Origin of the sequence: Chryseobacterium nepalense (genome assembly GCF_023195755.1) — a bacterium.
GTDB classification, from domain to species: domain Bacteria; phylum Bacteroidota; class Bacteroidia; order Flavobacteriales; family Weeksellaceae; genus Chryseobacterium; species Chryseobacterium nepalense.
In genome coordinates, this window is the sequence record NZ_CP096203.1 from 1,314,608 (window position 1) to 1,339,088 (window position 24,481).

Genomic DNA, 24,481 nt, shown 5'->3' on the forward strand with positions numbered 1-24,481 from the left:
AAGCAAATACAATTTATTACTCCACCTCGATATTCTGTTTCAGCGGAAGGTTTTTTGAAGAATTCCCGACAAAAATCCGGTAGGTTCCCTTTTCAACAATCCAGTTCATTTTCTCGTCTAAAAACTGTAATTCTTTCACCGGAACTTCAATAGTTACCTGCTTAGATTCACCCGGTTTTAAATATACTTTTTGAAATCCTTTCAGTTCAATAATCGATCTTGAAACTGAAGCGAGTAAATCTTTCACATAAAGCTGTATAACCTCACTGCCCTCTTTTGAACCTGTATTCTTTACATTGACTGTAGCAGTAATCGTATCTTTTGTTGTAAACTGTAGTTTATTTAACTGTAAATCCGAAATTTCAAAAGTCGTATAGCTTAATCCGAAACCAAAAGGATACAGCGGTTCGCCACTCAGATCATAATAGTCATTTCCACGTCCGGTCGGATGATGATTGTAAGACAACGGGAGTTGCCCCTCTTCTACCGGAAAAGTAATTGGTAATTTCCCCGAAGGATTTTCAACCCCGAAAAGAACTTTGGCCACCGCATTTCCCCCCTCTTCTCCCGGATACCAGATGTCTAAAATAGCTCCGACCTTATCTTTCCAATCGGTTGTTTTAATTGCTGAGCCCCCCGCCAGCACTACTGTTACCGGTTTATTTAATTTTGAAATTTCATGAATAAATGATTCCTGGTTTCCGGGAAGACTGAGCGAAGACCGGTCCTGAAATTCCCCTTCGTGAATTCCTGCGGTTACAATGATATAATCTGCTTGCTGAGCGAGTTTTACAGCTTCATTAAAATCCTTTTGGTAGTCTGGCAAACCATAATTCCAGATCAGCTCAATATTCGCTTCTCCCCTGTTTTCATGAAATTCCACGGCAATGTCATATTGTTTTCCTTCCACAAAATCAAGTCCGATCGTTTGGGTTGAATAGCTTAACTTTTCCCAGTGGTCGATCAGCAGTTTTCCATTTAAAAATAATCTGAATCCATCATTTCCACGCAGTCCCAATTGGTATTTCCCTGAATTGGGTGCTTTCAGTTTTCCTGTCCAGCGCACGCTATAGTTATCAGGCTGCAATTTTTCAGGATCGGGGGAATACAATGTCCATTTAAAATTCAAGTCTTCGTCTTGTTTTTCAAAAGCGGGATTGCCTTTTAATTCAGGATTAGAGAAATACATTCCTTTTAATCCTTTCTCATTTTCAGAAGATAAAAACTCACCAGGAACAGTCACAAACTTCTTCAGATTCCAGTCGATTCCTTTTGAATAAGTAATTTCGATATTTTTATTTTTAACGAAATCTTTAATTCCGTCCAGAATGCTGACCTTCTTATTTCCGGGACCTGAATAACCGCCCAATCTTGCATCCACCGCATCAGTCCCGACAATCAGAATCTTTTTCATCGTTTCTGGAACCGGAAGTGTTTTATTGGTATTCTGAAGGAGAACAAAAGATTCAACGGCTGCTTTTTCGGCTAGAGCTTTATGGTTGATTTTCTTTAATTCCTGAATTTGTTGATCCGAAACGTAAGGACTTTCGAACAAGCCTAATTCAAATTTTGCCTTTAAAACCCTTGCTACCGCATCGTCAATTCTCTGCTGAGAAATCCTTCCGTCCAGAAACGGCGGGATGAAAAGTTTGTAATGCTTATATTCAGTCTGAAAGATAACGTCTAAGCCTGCATTCATCGCCTGTGCAGAAGCATCTTCATAATCTTTCGCGGTAAAATGCAGTACATTGGCACCGCCTACTGCACTCGCATCACTGATGACGAAGCCCGTAAAATTCCATTCTTTTTTTAATTTTTCTGTCAACAACCAATGATTGGCTGTCGAAGGTCTTCCATCCAGCAGATTATAAGAGGTCATTACCGAGCGGCTTTTTCCCTGATGAAAGGCTTTTTCAAATGGAATTAAATGAGTTTCCTCCAGATATCTTTTGCTCCAGTGAATCGGATACGAATCTCTTCCTCCTTCTCCGACATTGGCCAGAAAATGTTTGGGAGTCGTAATAATTCCGTTGTTTTCAAAAGAGCTGACAAAATTGACACCCATCACAGAAGTCAGGAACGGATCTTCACCATACGTTTCTTCGGTTCTTCCCCAACGGACATCGCTTGCCAGGTTTACAACCGGTGTTAAAATCTGGCGGATTCCTCTCAGTTTTGATTCTTTGGCAATGGCTGTAGAAACTTCTTTCATCAGGTCAGGATTAAAGGTTGCTGCGAGCCCTATAGCCTGTGGAAAAGCCGTAGCACCCTCACGCATCAATCCGTGCAAAGCTTCATCAAAAGGGATGATCGGGATTCCCAATCTTGATTCTTGAACAAAATATTTCTGGATAGCATTGATTTTCCTGGCCAGTTTTTCTGCATCTTCATTGGCATTATACGTTAACAGCTGACCTGCCGCTCCGCCTCCCTGATTTCCCGCGCTGACCTGCAGCCCAAAAATTCCGTGTGCATATTGATCTTTAGGTACATGATCCAAATCTCCGGGAATCATAAAGCATTGCCAGAATTTTTCTTCGGGTGTCATTCTTTTTAATAAGTCCTGAACCCTCGCTTCAACAGGCTGCTTCGGGTCTTTGTATAATGGTTTTTGAGCAAAAGTAATTACAGTACCCAATAAGAATATTCCTATAATTTTAAAACGAAGTTTACAACGCATCACGAAAATAATTTAGTTTAAATAAGTTCTTTTGTCTTAAAACAAAAGAACCAAAAGTTCAAGACCTGGAACTCTTCGCTAAAAATAAAATCTGTTCTCTAAAAATTCTAAAACTCGCGCGAATTTAATATTTGTTCTTCGGTTCAATATTGTTAACGCGCTCAAACAGTAGAATTTTCTTAACGTTCACATATTTTCATTTTCTTAACGCTCCGATTTCTTAGGTCGTTTTGATATCAAATAGTCTACAATTTGAACTATTGTGTAATTTGAATTACGGTTGAATATTTCAATTGATTTCTTTTTTCCGGCAAATCAACTTTAATTACATTTCCTGATTGTTTCCATTGAATTTTATTTTTTAATCCTAAAACTTTCAGTGATTTTGGTTTAAAATTCTCCGGAATGGTAAAATCTAATGTTGATGGAGATTTATAATTTGTTTTTTCGTCCAGGTGAAAAATATTCATTGTTTTTCCGTCTTTGCTTTGGGTGTAGTAAAAGTTTCCGTCGTGATAAGGCGCTACACTTCTTGTCGCAAAAACGGCAGACTGGTTTTGATCCATCCAGCCGGAAATCTCTTTTAATCTTTCGTAAACAATTGGATCATAATCTCCGGTTGGCCCGGGAGCAATATTCATCAGGTAATTTCCTCCTCGTGAAATAATTTTCACCAATGTTTCAATAATTTTCTGCGAAGATTTGTAGTTATCGTTCGGGACATACGAAAAAGAATCTCCCATCGTAATGCAGCTTTCCCAGGGAATCGAGAGCGGTTTTTCCGGAACGGCCTGCTCCGGCGTTACATAATTTTCCCATTTTCCGGGAACCGTACGGTCTACGATGATGATTCCGGGTTGATTTTTCCGGGCCATCGTCCCTATTTTATCCATATCAATATCCTGTTCTACTTTGATGGTTCGTTGCCATTCGACGTTGGGATCAATGGTATTGAATGGGCGCACCCAGCCTCCGTCCAGCCAGAGAATATCAATTTTTCCGTAATTGGAAGTAATTTCATTCAACTGATTAAAAGTAAAATTCTTAAAACTGTTCCATTTCTCAGGATATTTTTTCGGATCATAATTCACATTACGGTCTTTTGGCGGAAAGTAGGACCACCAATAATCGTCGGAATGCCAGTCGGGTTTTGAAAAATAGGCCCCGATCTTAAATCCTTCTTTGCGGAAAGTATTGAAAATCTCTTTGGTAACGTCTGCTTTCGGATTTTTGGAAAAAGGTGTTTTCGGAGAGGTTATTTTGTAATCCGACTGTTGTGTATCGAACATGGCGAAGCCATCATGATGTTTTGTTGTGAACACCACATATTTCATTCCTGCTTTTTTTACAGCATCCGCCCATTTTTGCGGATTAAACTGTACCGGGTTGAAAGTAGTCTGGAGGTTTTCGTAGTTTTTCAGGTATTCATAGTATGATGTTCCGTGTTCGGGTTTTCTTTGGGTCCAGGATTCATCTTCCGGGCAAAGGCTCCAGCTTTCGACAATTCCCCACTGGCTGTATGTTCCCCAATGCATGAACAGTCCGAATTTCAGATCCTGCCAGTTTTCAAGATTTTTCTCAACCAAAGGATCGTCCGGTTTCTGATATCCTTCTGAAACATTGTGTGCCTGTGATAAAAATATCGATGAGGTGAGTAAAGCGGAGAGAAATACGGTTTTCGTTTTTAGCCTGATGAACATGAAGTTTTCGTTTTTTGCTAAATTAATATTTAGCAAGAAAATTTTAACAAAAAAGATATAAAAGTTTGAAATTTTCCTTTTGCTGAATTAATCACGTATCAACTAAAATAGTTTTCTGTTTTAGTTTAATCCGACGGTTTAGACTGAAATAATTTTCTGTTTTTATCTAATCCGGCAGTTTAAACTTAAATAATTTTGTGTTTTAGTTTAATCCGATAGTTTAGACTTAAATAGTTTTGTGTTTTTGTTTAATCCGACAGTTTAGACTGAAAGAGTTTTCTGTTTTTGTCTAATCCGGCAGTTTAAACTTAAATGTAATACTATTAGGATTCCATCTGATCATTTATTTTAACATGGGAATCTTGAAAATGTAAATTAATATATTAAATTCTCAAATGCTTTTTCAACCTGAGGATATTTGAATTCAAAACCATTCAATATTAGTTTTTCGGGATAGACATTTCTGCTTTTCAGTAATAATTCGGTTTGTGTTTTTAGAAATACGGACGCTATTTCCAATTGCCAGACCGGCGCGTTTAAACCAAACGGCACCTTCATTGCTTTTCTTAATTTCATCATGAATTCTTCGTTGGATAATGGTTCCGGAGCGGTTATGTTGATTGGACCGGAAAGATTTTCATGCTCCAAAATAAACTCAACAGCTTTGCAAAAATCATCAATGTGAACCCAGCTTACGTTCTGGTCTCCTCTTCCCTGTTTCCCGCCCAGCCCGAGTTTTGTTAACATTTTTAATTTAGGAAAAGCGCCTCCATAATTTCCTAAGACAATAGAAGTTCGTAAAGCAACTTTTCGTACATTTTCTGTTTTTACTTTAAAAAATTCGCTTTCCCAGCTTCTGCAGATATTCATTGAAAAATCATCACCGATTACTCCGTTTTCCTCTGTATTTAAATGTGTTTCTGAATGAATATAAATTGTTGCTGAACTTGCATTCAGCCAGACTTTAGGCTTACTGATACATTCATTAACTGCCTGCTGAAGAACTTTTGTACTTTCTATCCTGGATGAATAAATTTCCTTTTTGTTTTTGTCTGTGTAACGGCAATCGACTGATTTTCCTGCAAGGTTGATGATGACATCAGCATTTTCAAGGATCCTTTTCCATTCGCCCAACGTTTTTGCATCCCAATAGATTTCATTTTTATGCTTTTGATTCCGGGTTAAAACATACACCTGATGACCTTTTCCGGTAAAGTAATTTTTAAGGTTTTTGCCGAGAAACCCCGTTCCGGCTGCAATGATTATTTTCATTTTATGGTTGGTTTTTGATGGTAATTTGTTTATTGTTTAACAGGATTTATCCTGTTTTCTTCCAAGATGCTACTTAACTACGCCAGATTCTGACAACTTTTAATATTATACAGATCATTAGTAGCGTAGTAATTATGCATTCTATAATTACAATTGTGATAAAATAACCTGGTAAAATTTTTATAATATTTTGCTGGAATAATAAAAAAGCCGAGATAAAAAATAGATTTAAAATGTATCTGAAAAATAATTTCATTTGAGATTTTTCAAAAATCATATTAATAACAATCAAGACAACTGTTGGAAAAACAATTGATGAAATTATAAGTAAGAAAATAACCAAACCTAAATCAATGGGATATCCAATCATATTATCATTTTAAGCTAAATATTGTTTTGAGTTTATATTTCCACTACTAACTGTTTTGACGCTCGCTTCGCTCGCGCTCAGATCGTTTCTCTGCAGTTGATTTAATCAATTGATTTCTTTTCAAAAGAAATTTCTTCATATAGTTTTTAAGAAAAATCCTGTCAAATATCTTCCCGATAAATCCGAAAGGTGATTGAAATTCGAAAATATCGATCATGATTGTGTTTTTACCTTCCTGCCTGAAAATATGCTGATGTTTCATAGATTTAAAAGCACCTTTTTGCATAACGTCTGTGAAATAAAAAGGCTTTTCCATACTTGTAATTTTAACCGTTAATGTCTGATAAATTCCCAGATGTTTTGCTTTCCATGTTACCGTTTCTCCTTCTTCGATGAGTCCGAAAGTTCTACCTGCGATGGCTTTTTCGTTTGTTTCTGAGACTGATTTCTGATGGAAATCAATATTTCTTGACAAATCAAAAACCTTCTGAAGGTCAGATTTTATCACAGTTTTCAATTGAATTTCAGGCATAATCTGCTATTTTACCATTTTCTTTATCATAAAAACTGATAACAAGGGACTGAATCATAAGAACAGGTGATAGTACGATCCAGGATACAAGAATCCATTCAAGAAAACCATAATGAAAGTCTATTTCAATATACCAGCAAATAATAAAAATTAAGAATGTGACAACCACATATGTTGAAACCAAAATATATAACTTTCTCGAATCTTTTTTTGAGTATTCTTTAGACAAAAACTTGATCATATTTAAAGAATATTGAATAAAAGCAATGAGAAAGAATTCTACAAAGATGCTGATGTATAAAAATTCCTTATGCATCACGGCTGTTGCAATAATTGTGGCAAGAAACAGGATAAGTAATGTCTGCTGAATCCTGAGATCATAGGTTAATAAAGTTTTCATGGGTATTAATTTTAAAGGTTTAAAAAATCTCCTCTTGTTCTTTTGTTTTGCATTTTGAATGTAAAATACATCCAGATTTTAAAGATGAATGTTTTCATTTTTAGTGATTTTATTTTTGTTCATAGCGTGTTTACGGCCTTTCAGGAAGAGAAGGAGATTAAGGAGCATCATGATTCCGAGGTAAATAGAAAATTTACCGATTTTCTCGCTCATATTTACCACCAGGCTTTCCACTGTTTCTATTCTGTAAAACTCGATGATGCATAAGGCAAAACCAACATTCAGAAGGTAAAATCCGATTTTGAAAAGGGAATTCGTGGCCATGGCGATATCTTCTTTCTGGTGAAAAATATCAATCATAAAAGTCTTTGAGTTTTTGAACAGAAATTGTGAAACAAAAACAGTAAGTGCAATTACAATAGGCAAATAGATCATGTACGCTGAAAAATTGTACGTTGCTGCGGTAAGGATTGTTGCTGTCATAATAGTTTATTTTATGGTTAAATTTTTTCTTAGAAGATAAAGCGTAAAAATATTGATGTAGTGTAATACGCAAAGAATCAGCATAATATTCCCGATGCGTATTGCTGTTATTGCAAATACCTGCTCCAGGGAGGAAATCCTGTCCCAGGTTGTAATACTGATGGCAATATATCCGAGGTTAATCAGATAATAACAGCCTAAAAGTATCCTGTTGATCGTAAGGCAAAGATGCTTGTCGTGGATTAGGTATTCCAGATAGAATTTGCCTGCCTGATAGCATCTTCTTCCTACATCAATGGTAATGAATGAAGCGGCTGCGAGAAAAATCAGATATGAGACAACATTAAACATTTCGTAGTTTTTATATTTTCAATAATTTTTGAAAGTTAATTTTAAATAAAAAAGGAATAACTCCTTTTTATCTTTCTTTAAGATTCTTCACCCGTGATCCAGCGTTCAGAATGGCATATTTTATTTCAACAAATTCGTGATTTTCCCAACCAGCCAATGATCATCACTTTTTATCGCAAGATCCATGATATTGTTGATTTTACCTGTTACTGAGCTGAAGTCTTCCATTAATTTTATGAATTCTTTTGCCTCTTCAGAATCTTTATCTTCAATATTTTTTAATTCTTCCAGAAAAGAAATCACCGGTTCTATTTCTCTTTTTCTTCTTTCTTTCGTAATCTGTTTAAATAAAAACCATACATCTTTTTCAGCAACAAAATATTCTTTACGATCACCTTTTATGAATTCCTTTCTTACAATTCCCCAGTCCATCAAAGCACGGAGATTCATATTGGCATTTCCTCTTGAAATTTCAAGCTGCTCCATCACCTCATCGGTAGAAAGCGGTTTCCCGGTTGCCAAAAGCAAGGCATGAACCTGCGCCATTGTACGGTTGATTCCCCAATTGGTAGCAAATGTTCCCCAGGTCTGAATGTATTTTTCTTTTGCTTCTGAAAGTTTCATCTTTAATTCATTTCTTTTACAAATGTAATTATATTTATTGAATTTTCAATAATTTTTGAAAATTAATTTAAATAAAAAACAGACATCCCTTAAGAATGCCTGTCAGCACTAATTTTAATTACACTTTTATTATGAAATATTTATATGGTATTCTGTCAAAGTCCTAAGATCACTTTATTTTTTAATGAATTTACCTTAAATGAAAACTCTGTTTTCTTTGTTTCATTGGCATTTAAAACCATATCCCAAATCAGTTCTCCTGTCTCTTCATTGTAAGATGCACCCCCTTTATTTACGAGCGTTATAATGATCTGCTTATCCTGCGATACCGGAATTCTATCTATAATTCTGAGTTTTATCTTTTCACTTTTGTTATTTCGAATCGTAAACTGGTAGGCAAACTGCTGTTCCTTGTTGGACGAAGAGATACTCTTTTCCATTGTTTTATCCTTAATAACTTCTCTTTTCACACTGATCCTTTTGTCATCGCCAAGTGTGAGCAGAAGCTTACTGTCGGTACTTTCTGCATTGAGCATTGTCTTTCCTACATTGGTATTTTCGAAAATGATATTTGCTTCAGCATTAATAAGATTATATTTATCAAGATTATCAAGTTCTGCAATCAGGTAAACGGTTCTGTCTACTTTCGGAACGGTGTAATAAGTATAAGTGGCAGGAATTTCCGTACGATCAAGGTTAATACTGTTGTCCTGATTATTGGACAAAATAGTGTAAAGATCTTTCAGGTCGTAGGCTACATTCAGTTGATTTCTGGAAATACTGGAACCTACAACCGCAACTTCCGCAATACTTACTTCCTTTACAGCAGACTGTGACCGTACGGAAGCATAATTTTCAACACGATCTGTCTGCACTCCCGGAATAACAGCCGCCACAGGCTCCTGATAGAATAAACTCCATGAAGATAAGGAAGGAATCTGCTTTCTCACGTTTGGGTATCCGGAAACCAGGTGAAGTTCGACGTTTTTCCAATCCAGTCCGGAATTTTGTCTTACCATTGCCTTGTAAAGCAACTGGGCTTTAGAATTTATATCCGGAATAACAACGTCATAATAAGGCCTCCAAAACGCTTCGCGAATACCATATTTAATATCCAGATTGACATCTTCCGAACCATCGCTGGAAATCTGCAGCACCAATTTTCCCTTAGGATATTTTTCTAATTCCTGATTATTGAGATCAAACTTGGTACGCAATTTATCCAGTTTCTCTGCCAAAAGAGCAGATGATGTTTCAGCTTTATCAAGCTCAATACTTAGTTCGGTTCTCTTTTTCTGATAGTAATCAATCAGTTTTTGCAATTCTTTGGAATAAGAAGCGGAACCGGAATTAATCGTCTGATTTTTATCTAAAATAACAATACTGTTTGCTAATGCAGTTCTTTGGAAATCAAGATCTTTAATTTTTTTCTCTAAAAGAGAGATGCTGTCCAAGACAACTTTATGTTGAGGATTCTTCTTATCCAGTTCTACTTTATAAAAATTTTCATCTGTAGTAAAACGGTAGGTTAATACTGAAACTTTAGATTTAGAGCCTATTTTTATACTGCTTTCATCAATGTTTTGTGCAATATTGGTGATCACAACTTCAGAACTTCCTTTCGGAATTTTAAATGAAGCATTGCTGTAAAGTTCCGCAGACTGTTCGTACAATGTGACCGACTTCAATTTTGCTTCTGCAAAGACAGGTTTCTGCCCCAGAATAATGATTGAGAAATTGCATAAAGCAATGATGATGAGTTTCTTCATATTTTTTTAACGTTTAGCTATTTTTATCTTTTTATAATTCCGGATCATTTCTATGAATCCGCTTCTGTAACCGTCTTTATCCTGCCCTTTATTTTCTTTCGCCAATTTTTCGATGGCATCTAAATCTCTTATGGTAATGAATTCAGAATCTCTTAAAACTAACCCGAACCAGGCTACCGAAGAAGCAAATCTGAAATCTGTACCGGACTGCTGAGCTGAAGAATTCTTTATTATATGAACAATTTCAGAACTTTTTGATCCCTGAGGTTTTTTATATCTGAATTTTACAGTCCCTAATTCATTTCCGAAATTCTTACTTGCGGAATTTGAAGTATATTTAAGCTTATTATGTTTCGGTAAAAATTTAGAATTAACGTTGGCAGGAATTATTTCATATAAAGCTGTTACGGTATGTCCGCTTCCTAATTCTCCGGCATCGATTTTATCGTTTGTAAAATCTTCATTTCTCAGTTTTCTGTTTTCGTATCCTATCAATCTGTATGATTTGACGAATTTAGGATTAAACTCGATCTGAATTTTTACATCTTTCGCAATAGTATAGATATTTCCGGCAAATTCTCTTCCTAAAAACTTATTGGCTTCCTGAAGATTATCGATGTAAGCATAGTTTCCGTTTCCTTTATCTGCAAGAGTTTCCATTTTGTTGTCTTTATAATTTCCCATCCCATACCCCAGACAGGTAAGAAAAACGCCGGATTTTCTTTTTTCTTCAATCAGGTTCTCAAGGTCTGCTTCAGAAGAAATGCCTACATTAAAATCTCCGTCCGTTGCCAAAATCACACGATTGTTTCCGCCTTTTATAAAGCTTTTCTGTGCGAGTTTGTAAGCAAGCTCAATTCCTGCGCCACCCGCTGTGCTTCCACCCGCCTGAAGTTTTTCCAGAGCTTCTGTAATTTTTCTTTTCTCTGCCACTGAAGTCGAAGGCAATACAACACCTGCACTTCCGGCATATACCACTATTGCTACTTTGTCTACTGGTCTCAGCTGATCCAATAATATCTTTAAAGAGGATATCAGCAGCGGCAGTTTGTTTTCGTAAGCCATAGAACCTGAAGTATCAATCAGGAATACCATATTGGATGGCGGAAGATTATTCATCGGGATGTTTTTTCCTTTCAGACCGATTTTAAGCAATTGATGATCAGGATTCCACGGACTTTTCCCTATTTCCGTATTAATAGAAAAAGGCTGATTATTTTTGGGCTGAGGATAATCATATTTAAAATAATTGATCATTTCCTCCACTCTCACAGCATTTTTATCGACCCCGCCGTATTCTATCATTCTTCTTACATTGGAATAGGAAGCATTATCGGTATCGATAGAAAAAGTTGAAAGCGGTTGGTTTTTCGTTAACTCAAATGGATTTTCAACTAAAGCATTGTATTCTTCATTGTAATAATTTCCCTTTATTATTTTCTTATTTTTATTGTTTCCAACATGATTGTTATAAACTTTTCCTTGTTGATATGAGCTTTCAAGCGCATAAGAATTTCGGGGTGAATAAGAAATTTCCTCTGCAACAACCGCTTTCGGTTTTGGGCAGCCATTATATTCCGGCATTCCGGGAACGGTAGGACACGCATCATCTTTATCCAGAATTCCGTCGCCATCGGTATCCGGCCAGGGACAGCCGTTATTTTCTGCCGGTCCGGCAACCGTAGGACAAGCATCGTCTTTATCGATTACTTCATCTCCATCGGTATTAGGAAAAGGACAACCCTTATTTTCCACCGGTCCCGAAACATCTTTACACTGATCATCTTTATCCGGAATACCATCTTGATCCAGATCCGGCCACGGACAGCCTTTATTTTCCTCCGGTCCGGCAATTTCAGGACATTGATCTTTCCTGTTGCTAATGCCGTCCTGATCTTTATCTTTTTTAATGCTTATTTTCCCCGAATCTTTCTCCTGATCTGTTGCTGTTTTGGTTTTACAAGCCATCAATAAGCCTATAGCAAGTATTGTAGTTCCTATTCTTTTCATGTTTATCATTTAAATTGTAACTTCTTTATTGTACTTTATATGAAGATTCAGTTTTATTAAAAAGTTGCAGTAAAAAATCCAAAAAAAGAAAAGGAAATCTTTGAGGAAATTTCCTTTTTCTGATGTATGATAAAATGGTTATTGGTTTTCAATATTTTAGGTTATTTTCCAGGAGCTTTTTCCTGAAGCATTTTTTTTAGTCTTTGTTTTTCCGATTTAGAAATATCTTTTGTGATGACTACGATTAAGCCATTCTTTGCTTTGCCGCCAAACAAACCGCCGGCTTTTTCTTTACTGATTACAGAAATATTGTCAATTTTTACAGGATCCAGTTTTTTTAGGGTTTCTACATCAGACACAGCTCCGTTGATAACAACCAGCGGTTCGGCTCCCGGCTGAGAATTTGACAGATATCCCACTGAAATATCCAATCTCCCTGATCCTGCCGCTCCCGAAATAGAATTTATGCTGAGGCCCGGCGCAAATCCATTCAGAGAAGTTACAGCCTGTTTTTCACCCAGTAAAGTTCTTTTCCCACCATTTAATGCAAGAGGCGTATACTCTTTTGTGGAAGATCTTTTATAAAGTATTTCCGGTTCCTTCTGTTTTTCCAGACGACCGAATCTTACATCCGGATAATCATAATCTGCAGTATCGGCAATGGTGCTGAGCTCAGAAATTTTCTTGTTAGAAGCCATTGCATTCATTGAAGCTTTTTCTTTTTTTATTCCCATTGCAATAACTTCTTCTATATTATGCCGTTGTATACTGTCCATAATCGCATGTTCTTCAGCAATCTTGGTTATCTCCTTATCAGAAGACGGCGGAGATATAACTTCGTAAGCCGGAGGCGTTAATGAAGGGGTATAAATTTTTGGTATTTCGTTTCGGGCTAATTTTACAGCAGCAGATGGTATAATTGTTTTTTGAATATTGGCTTTTACAACACTGTCTGTCTTTTGGATACGTTCAGAAATCTGTGGAGCGTAGGTTTTTTGAATTTTATTGTTGTCTGCAATAACCGGCTGGCTAATCTTCGCAGTATCTGCTGTTGAGGTAAAATAAAAAATTCCGGAAGCCATGATCAGACTGGCGGCAATTCCGTACGGAAGCCATGCAGGGATTTTTCTCTGTTTCTTTTCTTCTTTTTGATCCAGCTTTTCTTCTACTCTGCTCCAAACCTTATCAAACCCCGGAAAAGTTACAGGTTCTTCTAAAGACTGAGAAGCCTCGTTGAAAGTTTTATCGATATCGTGATTATTTTCCATTGTTGTAAAGTTTAAACATTTTGATTCACCAGAAGTTCCTGAAGTTTTTTTCTTGCAAAATTGAGCTGAGATTTTGACGTTCCCTCACTTATGGAGAGCATAGCCGCTATTTCCTTGTGAGGATAGCCCTCAATGGCAAAAAGATTAAATATCGCTCTGCAGCCTTCCGGAAGAAAGTTGAGGAGATGCAGAATATCTTTTTCAAAAGAAACACTTTCACCTGATGCATCAGAACTGATGACATGATTTTCTTCCAGTGAAATATGCAGACACTTCGCTGTTCTGAGCTTTTGAAGGCATTCGTTAACCGTTATTTTTTTGGCCCAGACTTCAAAAATATCAGGATTGTGAAGCTGGTCTATTTTGGTAAAAATCTTATAAAATGTATCTGCCAGTGCTTCTTCGATATCTTCATCATTTTTAAGATATCTTCTGCAAACCGAATATAATTTCCCTGCCATTTTTTCATAGACTTTCCGCTGCGCATTGCGGTCGTTCCGCTGACATTGTAATAGTAACTCTCGTTCCATAATCAGGCTTTATATATATACAGATGCAGAAAGTTTCAAAAAGGTTGGAAACATGATAAACTTTTTTTGAAAAGTAATGAAATCTAATGAGGGCGACAAATGAAAGCACAAAGTAAACGGAGAATTTATTACAATTTTCCCGCTGATCACAAAGATTTACACAGAATTCCTTATGTAAAGCTGATACAAATTTATGATGTAGGAAGGCATTAAACTAAATTATAATCTCTCAATTTGATTATTGTTACCACGGATTTTCGCGAATTTTCACAGATTTATGAATGTTTATAATGATAAAATATACCAGGTATTGTTGAAAGTTGTAATGGAAGACTCTACCTTAGCCGTGATTGAGCGGTCTGTCTGAGCTCTTTTTCTGTTTTCGGCGGCGGCTTTGCCGCCGCCGAAAACAGAAAAAGCGAGTAGCGAAAGCGCGAAAAAGCTCCTGATAAAAAAAATTCATAGGAAACTGAAGATTCGGTTTAACCTTTGTCTTTGTAACAAATCTTTATTATGAACGACTATTCGTATAAATAATCTTTTATAGTAATGAAAAATACCAAATTTATATCATTACTTTTTGTTTTGTCTGCAGGAAGTATGATGTTTGCTCAGGATGACTTAATCAACAAGTTAAAAAACAATCAGTCTCAAAATGCCAATTTCCAGTTTACCACGCTGAAAGACGTTGGGGCAACTTCGGTAAAAAACCAGGGTTCTTCGGGAACATGCTGGAGCTATTCAGGAAATTCTTTCTTGGAGTCTGAAATGCAGAGAATGGGTAAAAAGCCTGTTGATCTTGCAGAAATCTTCACGGCAAGAAATTCTTACCATGACAAAGCAAAATTATATGTGCTGAACAACGGGGCAATAAGCTGGGGCGACGGCGGAGAGCTGCATGATGTCATCAACATGTACAAAAAATACGGAGCTGTTCCGCAGGACGTTTACACAGGGCTTAGACAGGGACAGACGCTAAATAATTTCTCTGAAATGCAGGGTAAACTGAAACCTGTTCTTGACAGTCTTGTACAGGCATCATCTAAAGGAAAGCTATCTGATAACTGGATGTCTTCCGTAGATGCTATTCTGGATCAGTACTTAGGAAAAGTTCCTTCCAATTTTACGTATGAAGGAAAATCTTACACGCCACAGACTTTTGCCAAAGAAGTGGTAGGCATTAATACTGAAGATTATGTTGAAATTTCTTCATACAAGGATTATCCTTACTTCCAGAAATTTGTTGTTCCGATTCCGGACAACTGGAGCCACGATTCCGACTGGAATGTTCCGATGAAAGATCTAACGGCAATTATTGATAATGCCGTAAACAAAGGCTATTCCGTAGGTTGGGCAACGGATGTTTCCGAACCTTATTTTTCTTATAAAAACGGGGTGGCGTATGTTCCGGATATGAATCTTGACCAAATCAATAATGAGAACAAGGGAACTTTATTTACCGAACCTAAAAAAGATAAAACCATTACGGAAGATATGCGTCAGCAGGCTCTGAATAACCTGTCCACAACCGATGACCACGGCATGCATATCGTAGGGCTTGCAAAAGACCAGAGCGGAAAAGAATACTATATGGTAAAAAATTCCTGGGGTGTAACAAATGATTTTGAAGGATATATTTATGTGACAAGACCGTATGTGGAGTACAAATCTACCGCAATCCTTGTTCACAAAGATGCGCTTCCGAAAAGCATCAGAAAACAGCTAAAGCCCAACAAAAGTATCGGTTTGTAAACGATCACGTTGTCAGAATTAGTCTGACATTTTAGATATTTAAATCTGTTAAAAACCACTTTCTTATCCGGAAAGTGGTTTTGCTTTTGAAAAAAACCGCCTTTGAAATATTCTCAGGCGGTTTTGGAAAAAAATTTAAATAGGTAATCAAGATATGGTAAAATCATCAACAGTGAATTTTACTTCGTTAGTGAATAGCAATTGCCCGTTCAGAAAAGTTGTAAAAATCAAACGGGCAGCAAAGCAGAACCACTATTGACAATTAAACTTTAGTATAATACGCCGAGGCTTTCTGCTGAAAAGTCAAGAAGTGCTTCGGTATTTTGTTCTTTTACTTTTTTAGCCCATTCCGGATCCTGAAGCAATGCACGTCCAACGGCAACCAAATCGAAATCTCCTCTTTCCAGTCTTTTCGTTAGTTCCGTTAAATCTGCTTTTTCCGTTCCCTGTCCTCCGAAAGCAGCCATAAAATCGCCTTCCAGTCCTACAGATCCTACGGTAATGGTTGGCTGACCGGTAATTTTCTTCGCCCAGCCTGCAAAGTTGAGGTCGGAACCTTCAAATTCCGGTTCCCAGAATCGTCTTTGTGAACAGTGGAAAATATCGACTCCCGCATCTTTTAACGGCAACAGCCATTCTTCCATTTCTTCAGGAGTGTGGGCTAATTTTACCGAATAATCCTGTTGTTTCCATTGGGAAAGACGAATGATAATCGTGAAATCTTCACCTACTGCAGCTCTTATGGCTTTTACAACATCCACTGCAAAACGGCTTCTTTCTTTAATGGTTTTTCCGCCATATTCATCGGTTCTGGTATTGGTTCCTTCCCAGAAAAACTGGTCAATCAGATAGCCGTGAGCGCCATGAATTTCCAATACATCAAATCCAAGATCTTTAGCCGATTTTGCAGATGCTGCAAATTGCTCAATCGTATCCTGAATATCTTCCAATGTCATTGTTGAAGCTTTTTCCATATCCTCCAAAGGATAATCCGGTGTACTTCTGGTATCTCCAACGTGCCAGATCTGAGGTCCCATTTTTCCGCCGTTATGGTGTACAGCATCAATTACGTTTTTCCATCCGTTTAAGGCTTCTGTTCTGTAGAAATCAGGGATATTCTGCATATTTTTCGAAGCCGGGCGGTTGATTACCGTTCCTTCAGAAAGAATTAATCCTACTTCTGCAGCTGCTCTTCTGGCGTAGTAATCAGCGATCTGCTGTGTGGGTACTCCGTTGTCCGATTGTGCTCTTGTCATCGGAGCCATGACAATTCTATTTTTTAGTTCTAAATTTTTGTACTTGAAAGGTGTAAATAATGATTCTGTGCTCATTTTAGATTTACTTTTTATATTTGTTACACAAAGTAACTAATAATAGTTCAGATTTGTATCTTACGAAGAAAAAAAGTAGTAACTTTGTGGTAACTTACATTAGTAACTTTGAAGTAACGTTTAAGGCTCTCATCTAAGTTATTTTTTACCACAAAAGGCACAAAAGATGATTATACATTATTTTAAGTTGTTTATAAAAACGCGGATAAGACACATAAGTTTAAAAATCTTGTGCTCTCATGTAAGTAGAGTGGCTTTGTGAAACTAAAAAGGTAATCAGGTAAAAATTCTTGTGAACTTCGTGTTTACAAAAGATTAATAAGTCAAATTAGAAATAAAACCTTATGAAAAAGAACGAATTAATGCAGTACAGCTGTCCTCTTGGTAAAGCGATGTCTGCTTTGGGAAGCAAGTGGAAACCGATTATTGTTCTGGTAATAAAAGACCGGAAACTGCGGTTCGGGGAACTTGCGGTGCGCATTAATGTTATTTCCAGAAAAGTGCTTACCGACCAGCTTCGGGAAATGGAATCGGACGGACTGGTGATTCGTGAAGAGTTTAAAGAAATTCCGCCGAGGGTTGAATATTCTTTGACGGAGAAAGGCTTAGCATTGCTTCCTATTTTGTACCAGCTTGAGGAATGGGAAACGAAATATCATGTGTACGATCCGGAAAAAGAGAAGGATTGTAAAATGATTTTGGAAGGAAAGAAGGTGCAGAAGAGTGCTGTTTAAATGGTATTTTAATTTTCAAGAATATTTTTAATTTGAAATTCTAAATCCTGAATACCATCAAACTTATTAAGTATAATCTGTTTATTTAATAAATTCAATTCTGAAATAATTTCTAAAATTAAATCCAAAGGTTCAATTTCATAGCCAAAAAGATTTTTATCGAAATTTGTCCCGATTATTAATCGATCATTACTCATTCCGACACACCAATTTTCTAAAAATTCCGATAAACTTAATTCACTAATTTCATATTCATTCCATTCATTTTCTATACATGATTTTGCGATAGAAATATCTGACCAAAAGCAAATTATTTCAATTGGATTACCCTCTTCATCTTTTACTTTATTTGATGAGGAGGTCGCATATCCTTCATTATTTTTTAAGGCATAGACAATTTCTTTCTCTGAAATTTTCTTTACGAAATTTCTATGACGTGTTTTTAAAGTTATTTGATCTTGTAGCATAATATTTATAATCTATGAATTCTCCTATTCAACAAAACCGCTCCCAAAAGAAGCGGTTTCAAAAATTTATCTAAAATCTCAATTAAAATATTGCTGGATATTTTTGAGGATTTGTTTCATTAAACATGGCGTAGATTTTCTCTACCATATCGTCTGCAGATGGCTTAGAGAAATAATCTCCGTCACTTGCATATGCCGGTCTGTGATCATTGGCAGAGATTGTCAACGGATCAGAATCCAGGAATCTGAAGGCTTTCTGTTTTTCTAAAATCTGCTGTAAAATAAACGCTGAAGTTCCGCCTTCCACATCTTCGTCGATTACCACCAATCGGTTGGTTTTCTTCACCGATTCAGCAATTTCGTGAGTTAGATCGAAAGGAATCAATGACTGAACGTCAATCACTTCCGCAGAAATCCCTAATTTTTCAAGCTCTTCCACTGCTTCCATAACAATTCTCCACGTAGAACCGTATGTTACTAACGTCACATCATTTCCTTCTTTGGTAACTTCAATTTTCCCTACAGGAACAGTGAATTCTCCTAAGTTATCCGGTTGTTTTTCTTTTAATCGGTATCCGTTCAGGCATTCAACAATTACAGCAGGATCATCGCTCTGAAGCATGGTATTATAGAATCCGGCAGCTTTTGTAAGGTTTCTTGGAACCAAAACTAAAATTCCTTTGGAAAGATTAAGAATACCCGCCATCGGAGAGCCTGAATGCCAAACCCCTTCCAGCCTGTGGCCTCTTGTTCTGATGATTACCGGAGCTTTCTGACCACCTTTTGTTCTGTACTGGACGGTAGCAAGATCATCGCTCATTCCCTGTAAACAGTACAAAATATAATCTAAATACTGAATTTCAGCGATTGGTCTGAGACCTCTCATCGCCATACCGATTCCCTGTCCGAGAATCGTAGCTTCACGGATTCCGGTATCTGCTACACGAACTTCGCCGTATTTTTCCTGCATTCCTTCGAGTCCCTGGTTTACGTCACCGATATTTCCGGCATCTTCACCAAATACTAAAGTTTCAGGATATTTTTCAAAAATCTTGTCAAAATTATTTCGTACCACTACTCTTCCGTCAACGTCTTCGGAGTTTTCAGAGTAAACAGGTTTAATTTCTTTTACATTTTCCGCTTTCCACTGAGACTGAGAATATAAGTGAGACGAATAATTGTCTTTTTCCACCTCAAAAATCTCATTGTATTTCTGCATCAGCTGATTTCTTTCTGCAGAATTCGTTCCTCTTGTTGCCAATAAAGATTTTCTTACCAAATGGAAGACATCTTTTTTCGCTTTGGAAACCAGTTTATTAAACTGACTGATATAGTTTTCAATTTCGGAATTCTGACCTTTCAGATTTTCAACAAAAGGTAACACCGAATGAATTAAATCCGTAATGGTTTTCTGGTAATTTTCCCAGGCTGCCTTCTGCCCGGCTTTTACCGTTTTTTTAGCTTCTTCATCAATAGCATCCAATTCTTCAGCCGTTGCCAGAACTTCTTCTTTTCCATCGATTTCGATTGAATAATTCAAAATCCATTCTTTGAATTTCACCAAACCGTCGAATTGAGATTCCCAGGCAAGACGCTCTTCGTTCTTATATCTTTCGTGAGATCCTGAAGTGGAGTGTCCCTGAGGCTGTGTCACTTCTATAACGTGTACTACCACGGGAATGCTTTCCATCCTTGCAAACTGTTCTGCTCTGGCATAGGCATCCAGCAATGAAGGATAATCCCATGCTTTCACTTGAATGATTTCACATCCCTGGAATTCACCCTCTTTTCTCTGGAAACCGCTCAGCATTTCAGCAATATCTGCTTTTGCTCTCTGCTTCATGGTAGGAACAGAAATCCCGTAGCCGTCGTCCCAGATTGAAACAATCATCGGAACCTGAAGTGCACAAGCAGCATTCAGCGTTTCCCAAAAATGGCCTTCTGCCGTAGAAGCATCACCAATTGTACCGAAAGCAATCTCGTTCCCGTCTTTTGAGAATTTCTCAGAACCTTCAAATTTTACTGATTTATATATTTTGGAAGCCTGCGCCAATCCTAATAATCTTGGCATTTGTCCGGCAGTGGGAGAAATATCGGATGAAATATTTTTCTGAGCTGTTAAATCTTTCCAGCTTCCATCTTCATTAAGACTTCGTGTAGCAAAATGCCCATTCATCTGTCTTCCTGCAGAGGCTGGCTCTCTTTCAACGCTGGTATCTGCATACAGCTGTGCAAAGAAACTTTCAACAGTCAGCGCATCAACAGCCAAAGCAAAGGTCTGATCTCTGTAGTATCCTGAACGGAAGTCTCCATCTTTGAAAACTTTCGCCATTGCAAGCTGAGGAAGCTCTTTTCCATCCCCAAAAATACCAAATTTAGCTTTTCCCGTAAGAACTTCTCTTCTGCCCAGATATGACATTTCGCGAGAAATCCTTCCTAACTTATAATCTTCAAGTATCTGATTTTTAAAGTCTTGAAAGGAAATTTGCTGTGTTTCAATATAGGTTGTCTGCATAGCCCGATAAAAAATTTTATAATTCTTGAAGTATTTTGCTAATATACACTTTTTAAATTAATTTTAATTTTTAATAATCTTTTTTAAATATTTGATAATAAAAAAAATTGTATTTATATTAGAAAAAAATTGTAAAGATGGAGAAGAAATCCACCCATATTCTGAATGCTTCGAGTAATCTGCTGGGCTTTTCACTGGTGATCATCACGTCTCTGAAGATTACTAAAATGAGTCCCAGCACTCATTTGGACGAATTTGCGGGTGTAGCCTGCCTGTTTTTCGCATTCAGTTGTTTCTTTTCCTTTCTTGCGATAAGATCTACGCATGAAAAGCGTGGACACAGATTTGAAACTATTGCGGATTATTTATTTTTAACAGCTTTATTTTGCATAGTTTTAGCCGTTATTATTGTAACGATGAAAATAATTTAATTTAAAATTTTCGCTCAATTACGTAATCCAGCATAATATGTAAAGATTTTCTGGCTTCGGAATCGGGAAATTCGTTAAGAATATCCTTGGCTTTTTGTTGAAAATCTTTCATTATTGAAATGGCATAATCCAGCCCACCGGAACTTTTTACAAAGCTGATCAGCTCTTTTACACGTTTCTGATCGTTATTATACCGTTTAATAGTATTAAAATAGTACTTTTTGTCTTTTTCGTTGGCGTTTCTCAGGGTAAAAATCAATGGCAATGTCATCTTTTGCTCCTTGATATCGATTCCTACGGGTTTTCCGATGACATTAGAAGTCAGGTAATCAAATAGATCATCTTTAATCTGAAAAGCCATTCCGGTATAAGTTCCGAAATCCATCATTTTTTTTGCCAAATTTGCATCAGCATTATTCGACAAAACTCCGATTTCACAACAGGCTGCAATAAGGGTAGCGGTTTTCTGACGGATAATTTCGTAGTACACTTCTTCTGTAATATCCAGTTTCCTGGCTTTTTCCAATTGGAGAAGTTCTCCCTCAGACATTTCACGGATTGTTCTGGAAATAACTCCCAGTAAATCGTAATCTTTGTGATCCGTTGAAAGTAAAACCGATTTTGACAAAAGGTAATCTCCTACTAAAACAGCGATTTTATTTTTCCACAACGCATTGATCGAAAAAAAGTTGCGTCGCTTAAAACTTTCATCCACCACATCATCGTGTACCAGCGTTGCAGTATGAATGAGCTCAATCATGGAAGCACCACGGTAGGTCTTTTCATTAACGTCTCCCACAAGCTTGGCACAAAGAAAAACGAACATCGGCCGCATCTGCTTCCCTTTTGTAGTAACAATAAAACGTGTGACTTTATCTAATAAAGGTACTTTACTCTGCATGGATTCATAAAACTTCTGCTCGAAAAGTTTCATTTCCTCATTGATCGGTCGCTTGATTTCTTCTACAGTGTTCGCCACAATCTTTGATGATGGATAAATTATTAATTACCACAAAGATAATTTTTTTCAGTCAATTTTAAGGTAATTTAATACGAATATCATTTTTTTAGTTTTAACGCAAAGTCGCAGAGAATTGTATAATTATTTGAATATTTTTACGCCCACAAAGGCGCTTAGCTCAGCAAGTGACACAAATGTTTAAATTATTAATCTTTGAGCTTGTCAGTTGGAATAAAATACAGACTCTGCTTTGCAGTTCCCAAAGGTGAATGAAATTTTTCTCCGGAAATATAAATGCCGGTTTCATCTACAGCAATGCCTTCAATCTGTCCTATTGACAGTGCGCTTCCTAAATAATATCTATCCGGAGTTCCGTTGAAAAAAATCCCCGGTTCTGTTTCCCTGAAAATATTCAAAAAAACTTCCGTTTTCTTTGTATAGCCGATGAGGTATAACTTTTTATTGTAATAAGAAGCATCCGTAACCAAAAAATTTATTTTAAAAGATTCTGTTTGCTGCGCCTGCTGCTTTCCTGAAATTTCAGGATCAATGCTGTAATGCACGGTGGATTTCGTGTCCCAATCTTTCGTAAAAAGGTGAATTTTCCCGTTGAGATAAATCATTGCTTCAGCATCAAAATCCGTTGAAGAATACTTCGGGGTAAAGTCTTTTTGTTCCGGATATTCAAATGAGATCAACCGAACCGAATCATTTGTGAAAGAATTGTTTCCAGATGATACTTTATAAATTTCAAGGTCTCTTCTCGTCCCTCCGTTATTTCCGAAATCGCCGATGTAAAAATTACTTCCGTCATGAGTTAAAGCTTCCCAGTCTTTATTTTTAGCATTAATCGGTAGGATATTGATGATTGATCCTGTTGTTTTATCCAGTTCAAAAATTTCCGGTGAATTTCCACTATCGTTAAATGTGTACAATTTCCCGTTCATTAAGCTTAACCCTGATGTTTCTTCAATCTTTTCATCCAGATAAGCAATTCTGAATTTTCTGATCTTTAATGTTTCAGATTGTTGGGAAGAATACAACGTAGAAATCAGAATGGCTAAAACAGGAAATAATTTTTTCATTTTGTAAAAATATTATAAATGACAGTAATTGCAATCTTTTTAGCGCAATGGACGCAATTTTTTTTAAAATAACTGTATTTATTTTTCGTTCGCAAAGGCGTTAGTACTCAGCAAATGATAGCAAATCTGATATTAATATAATTTGAGTTTTTTTGATACTATTGTTCCACTCAGCCAAGTCTAAATGAAAATTAAAAAATCTAATAAAAAAGACGGACCAAGCCGCTTGAATTGATTATATAGAGATATTGAAAATTATTTAGAACGGAGAAAATTTACGCTGTTTTTTTATGTGATTCCGGTTTTTTCTTATTCTTCTTTGTCCAGTAATCTTTCTGATATTGCCGTACTGTTTTTCCGGTTCCGTCATGTCGCCATCCGGGAGAATTAAAAATATAATTAATTCTGTCTGAGAATTTTAACCCCGGTTGTTTAATGTCTTTCCATATTTTTCGCCATTCATATAAAAGAACTGTATCAGGCTTATTGTCGGGCATTTTAGGATATATACCATATTTTACGGGCACATTGGGATCTTCTTTTTCAAAGGTGCCGAAAATTTTATCCCAGATAATAAGACACATTCCCATATTTCTGTCCAGATATTTAATATTACAGGCATGATGCACCCGGTGATGAGAGGGAGTAACGAGAATATATTCCAGAATACCCATACTTTTTACGGTCTGTGTATGCACCCAGGTTCCGTACACCTGGCCTATCGCATATGCCACCATAATATGCCACGGATTAAAACCTAAAAAAGCGAGCGGTGAAAAATAAAGATACCGGTACAGCGGCTGTAGAACCGGACTCCTAAAACCGGTTGTCAGATTGAAGAATTCCGAGCTATGATGGGTAATATGTACCGCCCAAAACGCCCTGGAATGATGATCTACATAATGAAGGACATAATAATCGAAATCCGTAATAATGAAGCAAAGCAATCCGTACCATACTGTATATTCCCATGAAAAAAGCCTGTGGTTGAAGAAGAAAAACATTACTCCCATGGCAAAAGCTTTCATCAGAAGATCCAACCCAAAATTGAGTAGCGCAAGATAAATATTTGTTGCAAGATCTTTTCCGTTATAAAGCCTGGCTTCGGCAACATGACTGTAAATCATTTCTGCCAGAATGATTGTTGCATGTACCGGGATCGACCATGCATAAATATTTTCAAGACCATCTTTACCAAAAAAGTAATCTACCATTG

21 protein-coding genes are annotated in these 24,481 nt (G+C 36.8%); 3 read left to right on the plus strand and 18 right to left on the minus strand.

From position 1 onward, the window contains the following. Nucleotides 1-16: 16 nt before the first annotated feature. The 12 genes from M0D58_RS05535 to M0D58_RS05590 all read right to left on the minus strand — a co-directional run bounded on the left by M0D58_RS05535 (nt 17) and on the right by M0D58_RS05590 (nt 13,989). On the minus strand, nt 17-2,680 hold the full coding sequence (locus tag M0D58_RS05535) for a glycoside hydrolase family 3 N-terminal domain-containing protein (protein WP_248394110.1): 2,664 nt from the start codon (nt 2,678-2,680) through the stop codon (nt 17-19). Between the two features lie 257 nt (nt 2,681-2,937). Then, nucleotides 2,938-4,380 (minus strand): alpha-L-fucosidase, encoded by a 1,443-nt coding sequence (locus M0D58_RS05540; RefSeq protein ID WP_248394112.1) that lies wholly within the window; start codon nt 4,378-4,380, stop codon nt 2,938-2,940. Nucleotides 4,381-4,755: 375 nt separating this feature from the next. After that, complete coding sequence (locus tag M0D58_RS05545; protein ID WP_248394114.1) at nt 4,756-5,652, minus strand: TIGR01777 family oxidoreductase; 897 nt, start codon at nt 5,650-5,652, stop codon at nt 4,756-4,758. Nucleotides 5,653-6,068: 416 nt separating this feature from the next. Beyond that, nucleotides 6,069-6,554 carry an SRPBCC family protein gene (locus tag M0D58_RS05550; protein ID WP_248394116.1) on the minus strand — a complete coding sequence of 162 codons (486 nt, stop codon included), beginning with the start codon at nt 6,552-6,554 and terminating at the stop codon, nt 6,069-6,071. Then, a complete protein-coding gene (locus M0D58_RS05555; RefSeq protein ID WP_248394118.1) occupies nt 6,547-6,954 on the minus strand; it encodes a hypothetical protein in 408 nt (135 codons plus the stop codon). The genes M0D58_RS05550 and M0D58_RS05555 overlap by 8 nt, the downstream gene beginning before the upstream one ends. Nucleotides 6,955-7,032: 78 nt before the next feature. Continuing rightward, nucleotides 7,033-7,437 carry a hypothetical protein gene (locus M0D58_RS05560; RefSeq protein ID WP_248394121.1) on the minus strand — a complete coding sequence of 135 codons (405 nt, stop codon included), beginning with the start codon at nt 7,435-7,437 and terminating at the stop codon, nt 7,033-7,035. 6 nt (nt 7,438-7,443) lie between these two features. Next, a complete protein-coding gene (locus M0D58_RS05565; protein WP_248394123.1) occupies nt 7,444-7,788 on the minus strand; it encodes a hypothetical protein in 345 nt (114 codons plus the stop codon). A 120-nt stretch (nt 7,789-7,908) separates the two neighbouring features. After that, nucleotides 7,909-8,412, minus strand: coding sequence for a GbsR/MarR family transcriptional regulator (locus M0D58_RS05570; RefSeq protein ID WP_066439641.1), 504 nt, complete (start codon nt 8,410-8,412; stop codon nt 7,909-7,911). A 155-nt stretch (nt 8,413-8,567) separates the two neighbouring features. Beyond that, nucleotides 8,568-10,181: a DUF4139 domain-containing protein gene (locus tag M0D58_RS05575; RefSeq protein WP_248394125.1), complete on the minus strand. Its 1,614-nt coding sequence runs from the start codon at nt 10,179-10,181 to the stop codon at nt 8,568-8,570. A 6-nt stretch (nt 10,182-10,187) separates the two neighbouring features. After that, nucleotides 10,188-12,191, minus strand: a complete 2,004-nt coding sequence (locus M0D58_RS05580; protein ID WP_248394127.1) for a vWA domain-containing protein — start codon at nt 12,189-12,191, stop codon at nt 10,188-10,190. A gap of 161 nt (nt 12,192-12,352) precedes the next feature. Then, a complete protein-coding gene (locus M0D58_RS05585; RefSeq protein ID WP_248394130.1) occupies nt 12,353-13,459 on the minus strand; it encodes a hypothetical protein in 1,107 nt (368 codons plus the stop codon). Nucleotides 13,460-13,470: 11 nt separating this feature from the next. Then, nucleotides 13,471-13,989 carry an RNA polymerase sigma factor gene (locus M0D58_RS05590; RefSeq protein ID WP_248394132.1) on the minus strand — a complete coding sequence of 173 codons (519 nt, stop codon included), beginning with the start codon at nt 13,987-13,989 and terminating at the stop codon, nt 13,471-13,473. A gap of 549 nt (nt 13,990-14,538) precedes the next feature. On the opposite strand from M0D58_RS05590, the gene M0D58_RS05595 reads away from it, so the two are divergent. After that, complete coding sequence (locus tag M0D58_RS05595) at nt 14,539-15,741, plus strand: C1 family peptidase (RefSeq protein WP_248394134.1); 1,203 nt, start codon at nt 14,539-14,541, stop codon at nt 15,739-15,741. A 269-nt stretch (nt 15,742-16,010) separates the two neighbouring features. Here M0D58_RS05595 and M0D58_RS05600 read toward each other — a convergent pair whose 3' ends face one another. Further along, a complete protein-coding gene (locus M0D58_RS05600) occupies nt 16,011-17,072 on the minus strand; it encodes an NADH:flavin oxidoreductase (protein WP_248394136.1) in 1,062 nt (353 codons plus the stop codon). 344 nt (nt 17,073-17,416) lie between these two features. Between M0D58_RS05600 and M0D58_RS05605 the strand changes: the two genes are divergently transcribed. Then, entirely contained in the window at nt 17,417-17,806 is a 390-nt protein-coding gene (locus tag M0D58_RS05605; protein ID WP_248394138.1) for a winged helix-turn-helix transcriptional regulator, read from the plus strand. A gap of 8 nt (nt 17,807-17,814) precedes the next feature. On the opposite strand, the gene M0D58_RS05610 is transcribed toward M0D58_RS05605, so the two are convergent. Both M0D58_RS05610 and M0D58_RS05615 read right to left on the minus strand, forming a co-directional pair. After that, nucleotides 17,815-18,273, minus strand: a complete 459-nt coding sequence (locus M0D58_RS05610; RefSeq protein WP_248394140.1) for a DUF2750 domain-containing protein — start codon at nt 18,271-18,273, stop codon at nt 17,815-17,817. A gap of 82 nt (nt 18,274-18,355) precedes the next feature. Next, nucleotides 18,356-20,788 (minus strand): alpha-ketoacid dehydrogenase subunit alpha/beta, encoded by a 2,433-nt coding sequence (locus M0D58_RS05615; RefSeq protein WP_248394142.1) that lies wholly within the window; start codon nt 20,786-20,788, stop codon nt 18,356-18,358. Nucleotides 20,789-20,925: 137 nt separating this feature from the next. Between M0D58_RS05615 and M0D58_RS05620 the strand changes: the two genes are divergently transcribed. Beyond that, nucleotides 20,926-21,219 carry a hypothetical protein gene (locus tag M0D58_RS05620; RefSeq protein ID WP_248394144.1) on the plus strand — a complete coding sequence of 98 codons (294 nt, stop codon included), beginning with the start codon at nt 20,926-20,928 and terminating at the stop codon, nt 21,217-21,219. A 1-nt stretch (nt 21,220) separates the two neighbouring features. Here M0D58_RS05620 and M0D58_RS05625 read toward each other — a convergent pair whose 3' ends face one another. From M0D58_RS05625 to M0D58_RS05635, 3 genes are all read right to left on the minus strand, one after another. Next, a complete protein-coding gene (locus tag M0D58_RS05625; RefSeq protein ID WP_248394146.1) occupies nt 21,221-22,198 on the minus strand; it encodes a polyprenyl synthetase family protein in 978 nt (325 codons plus the stop codon). Nucleotides 22,199-22,386: 188 nt separating this feature from the next. Then, nucleotides 22,387-23,265: a hypothetical protein gene (locus tag M0D58_RS05630; protein WP_248394148.1), complete on the minus strand. Its 879-nt coding sequence runs from the start codon at nt 23,263-23,265 to the stop codon at nt 22,387-22,389. Between the two features lie 275 nt (nt 23,266-23,540). Beyond that, nucleotides 23,541-24,479 (minus strand): sterol desaturase family protein, encoded by a 939-nt coding sequence (locus tag M0D58_RS05635; protein ID WP_248394150.1) that lies wholly within the window; start codon nt 24,477-24,479, stop codon nt 23,541-23,543. Nucleotides 24,480-24,481: the final 2 nt, after the last annotated feature.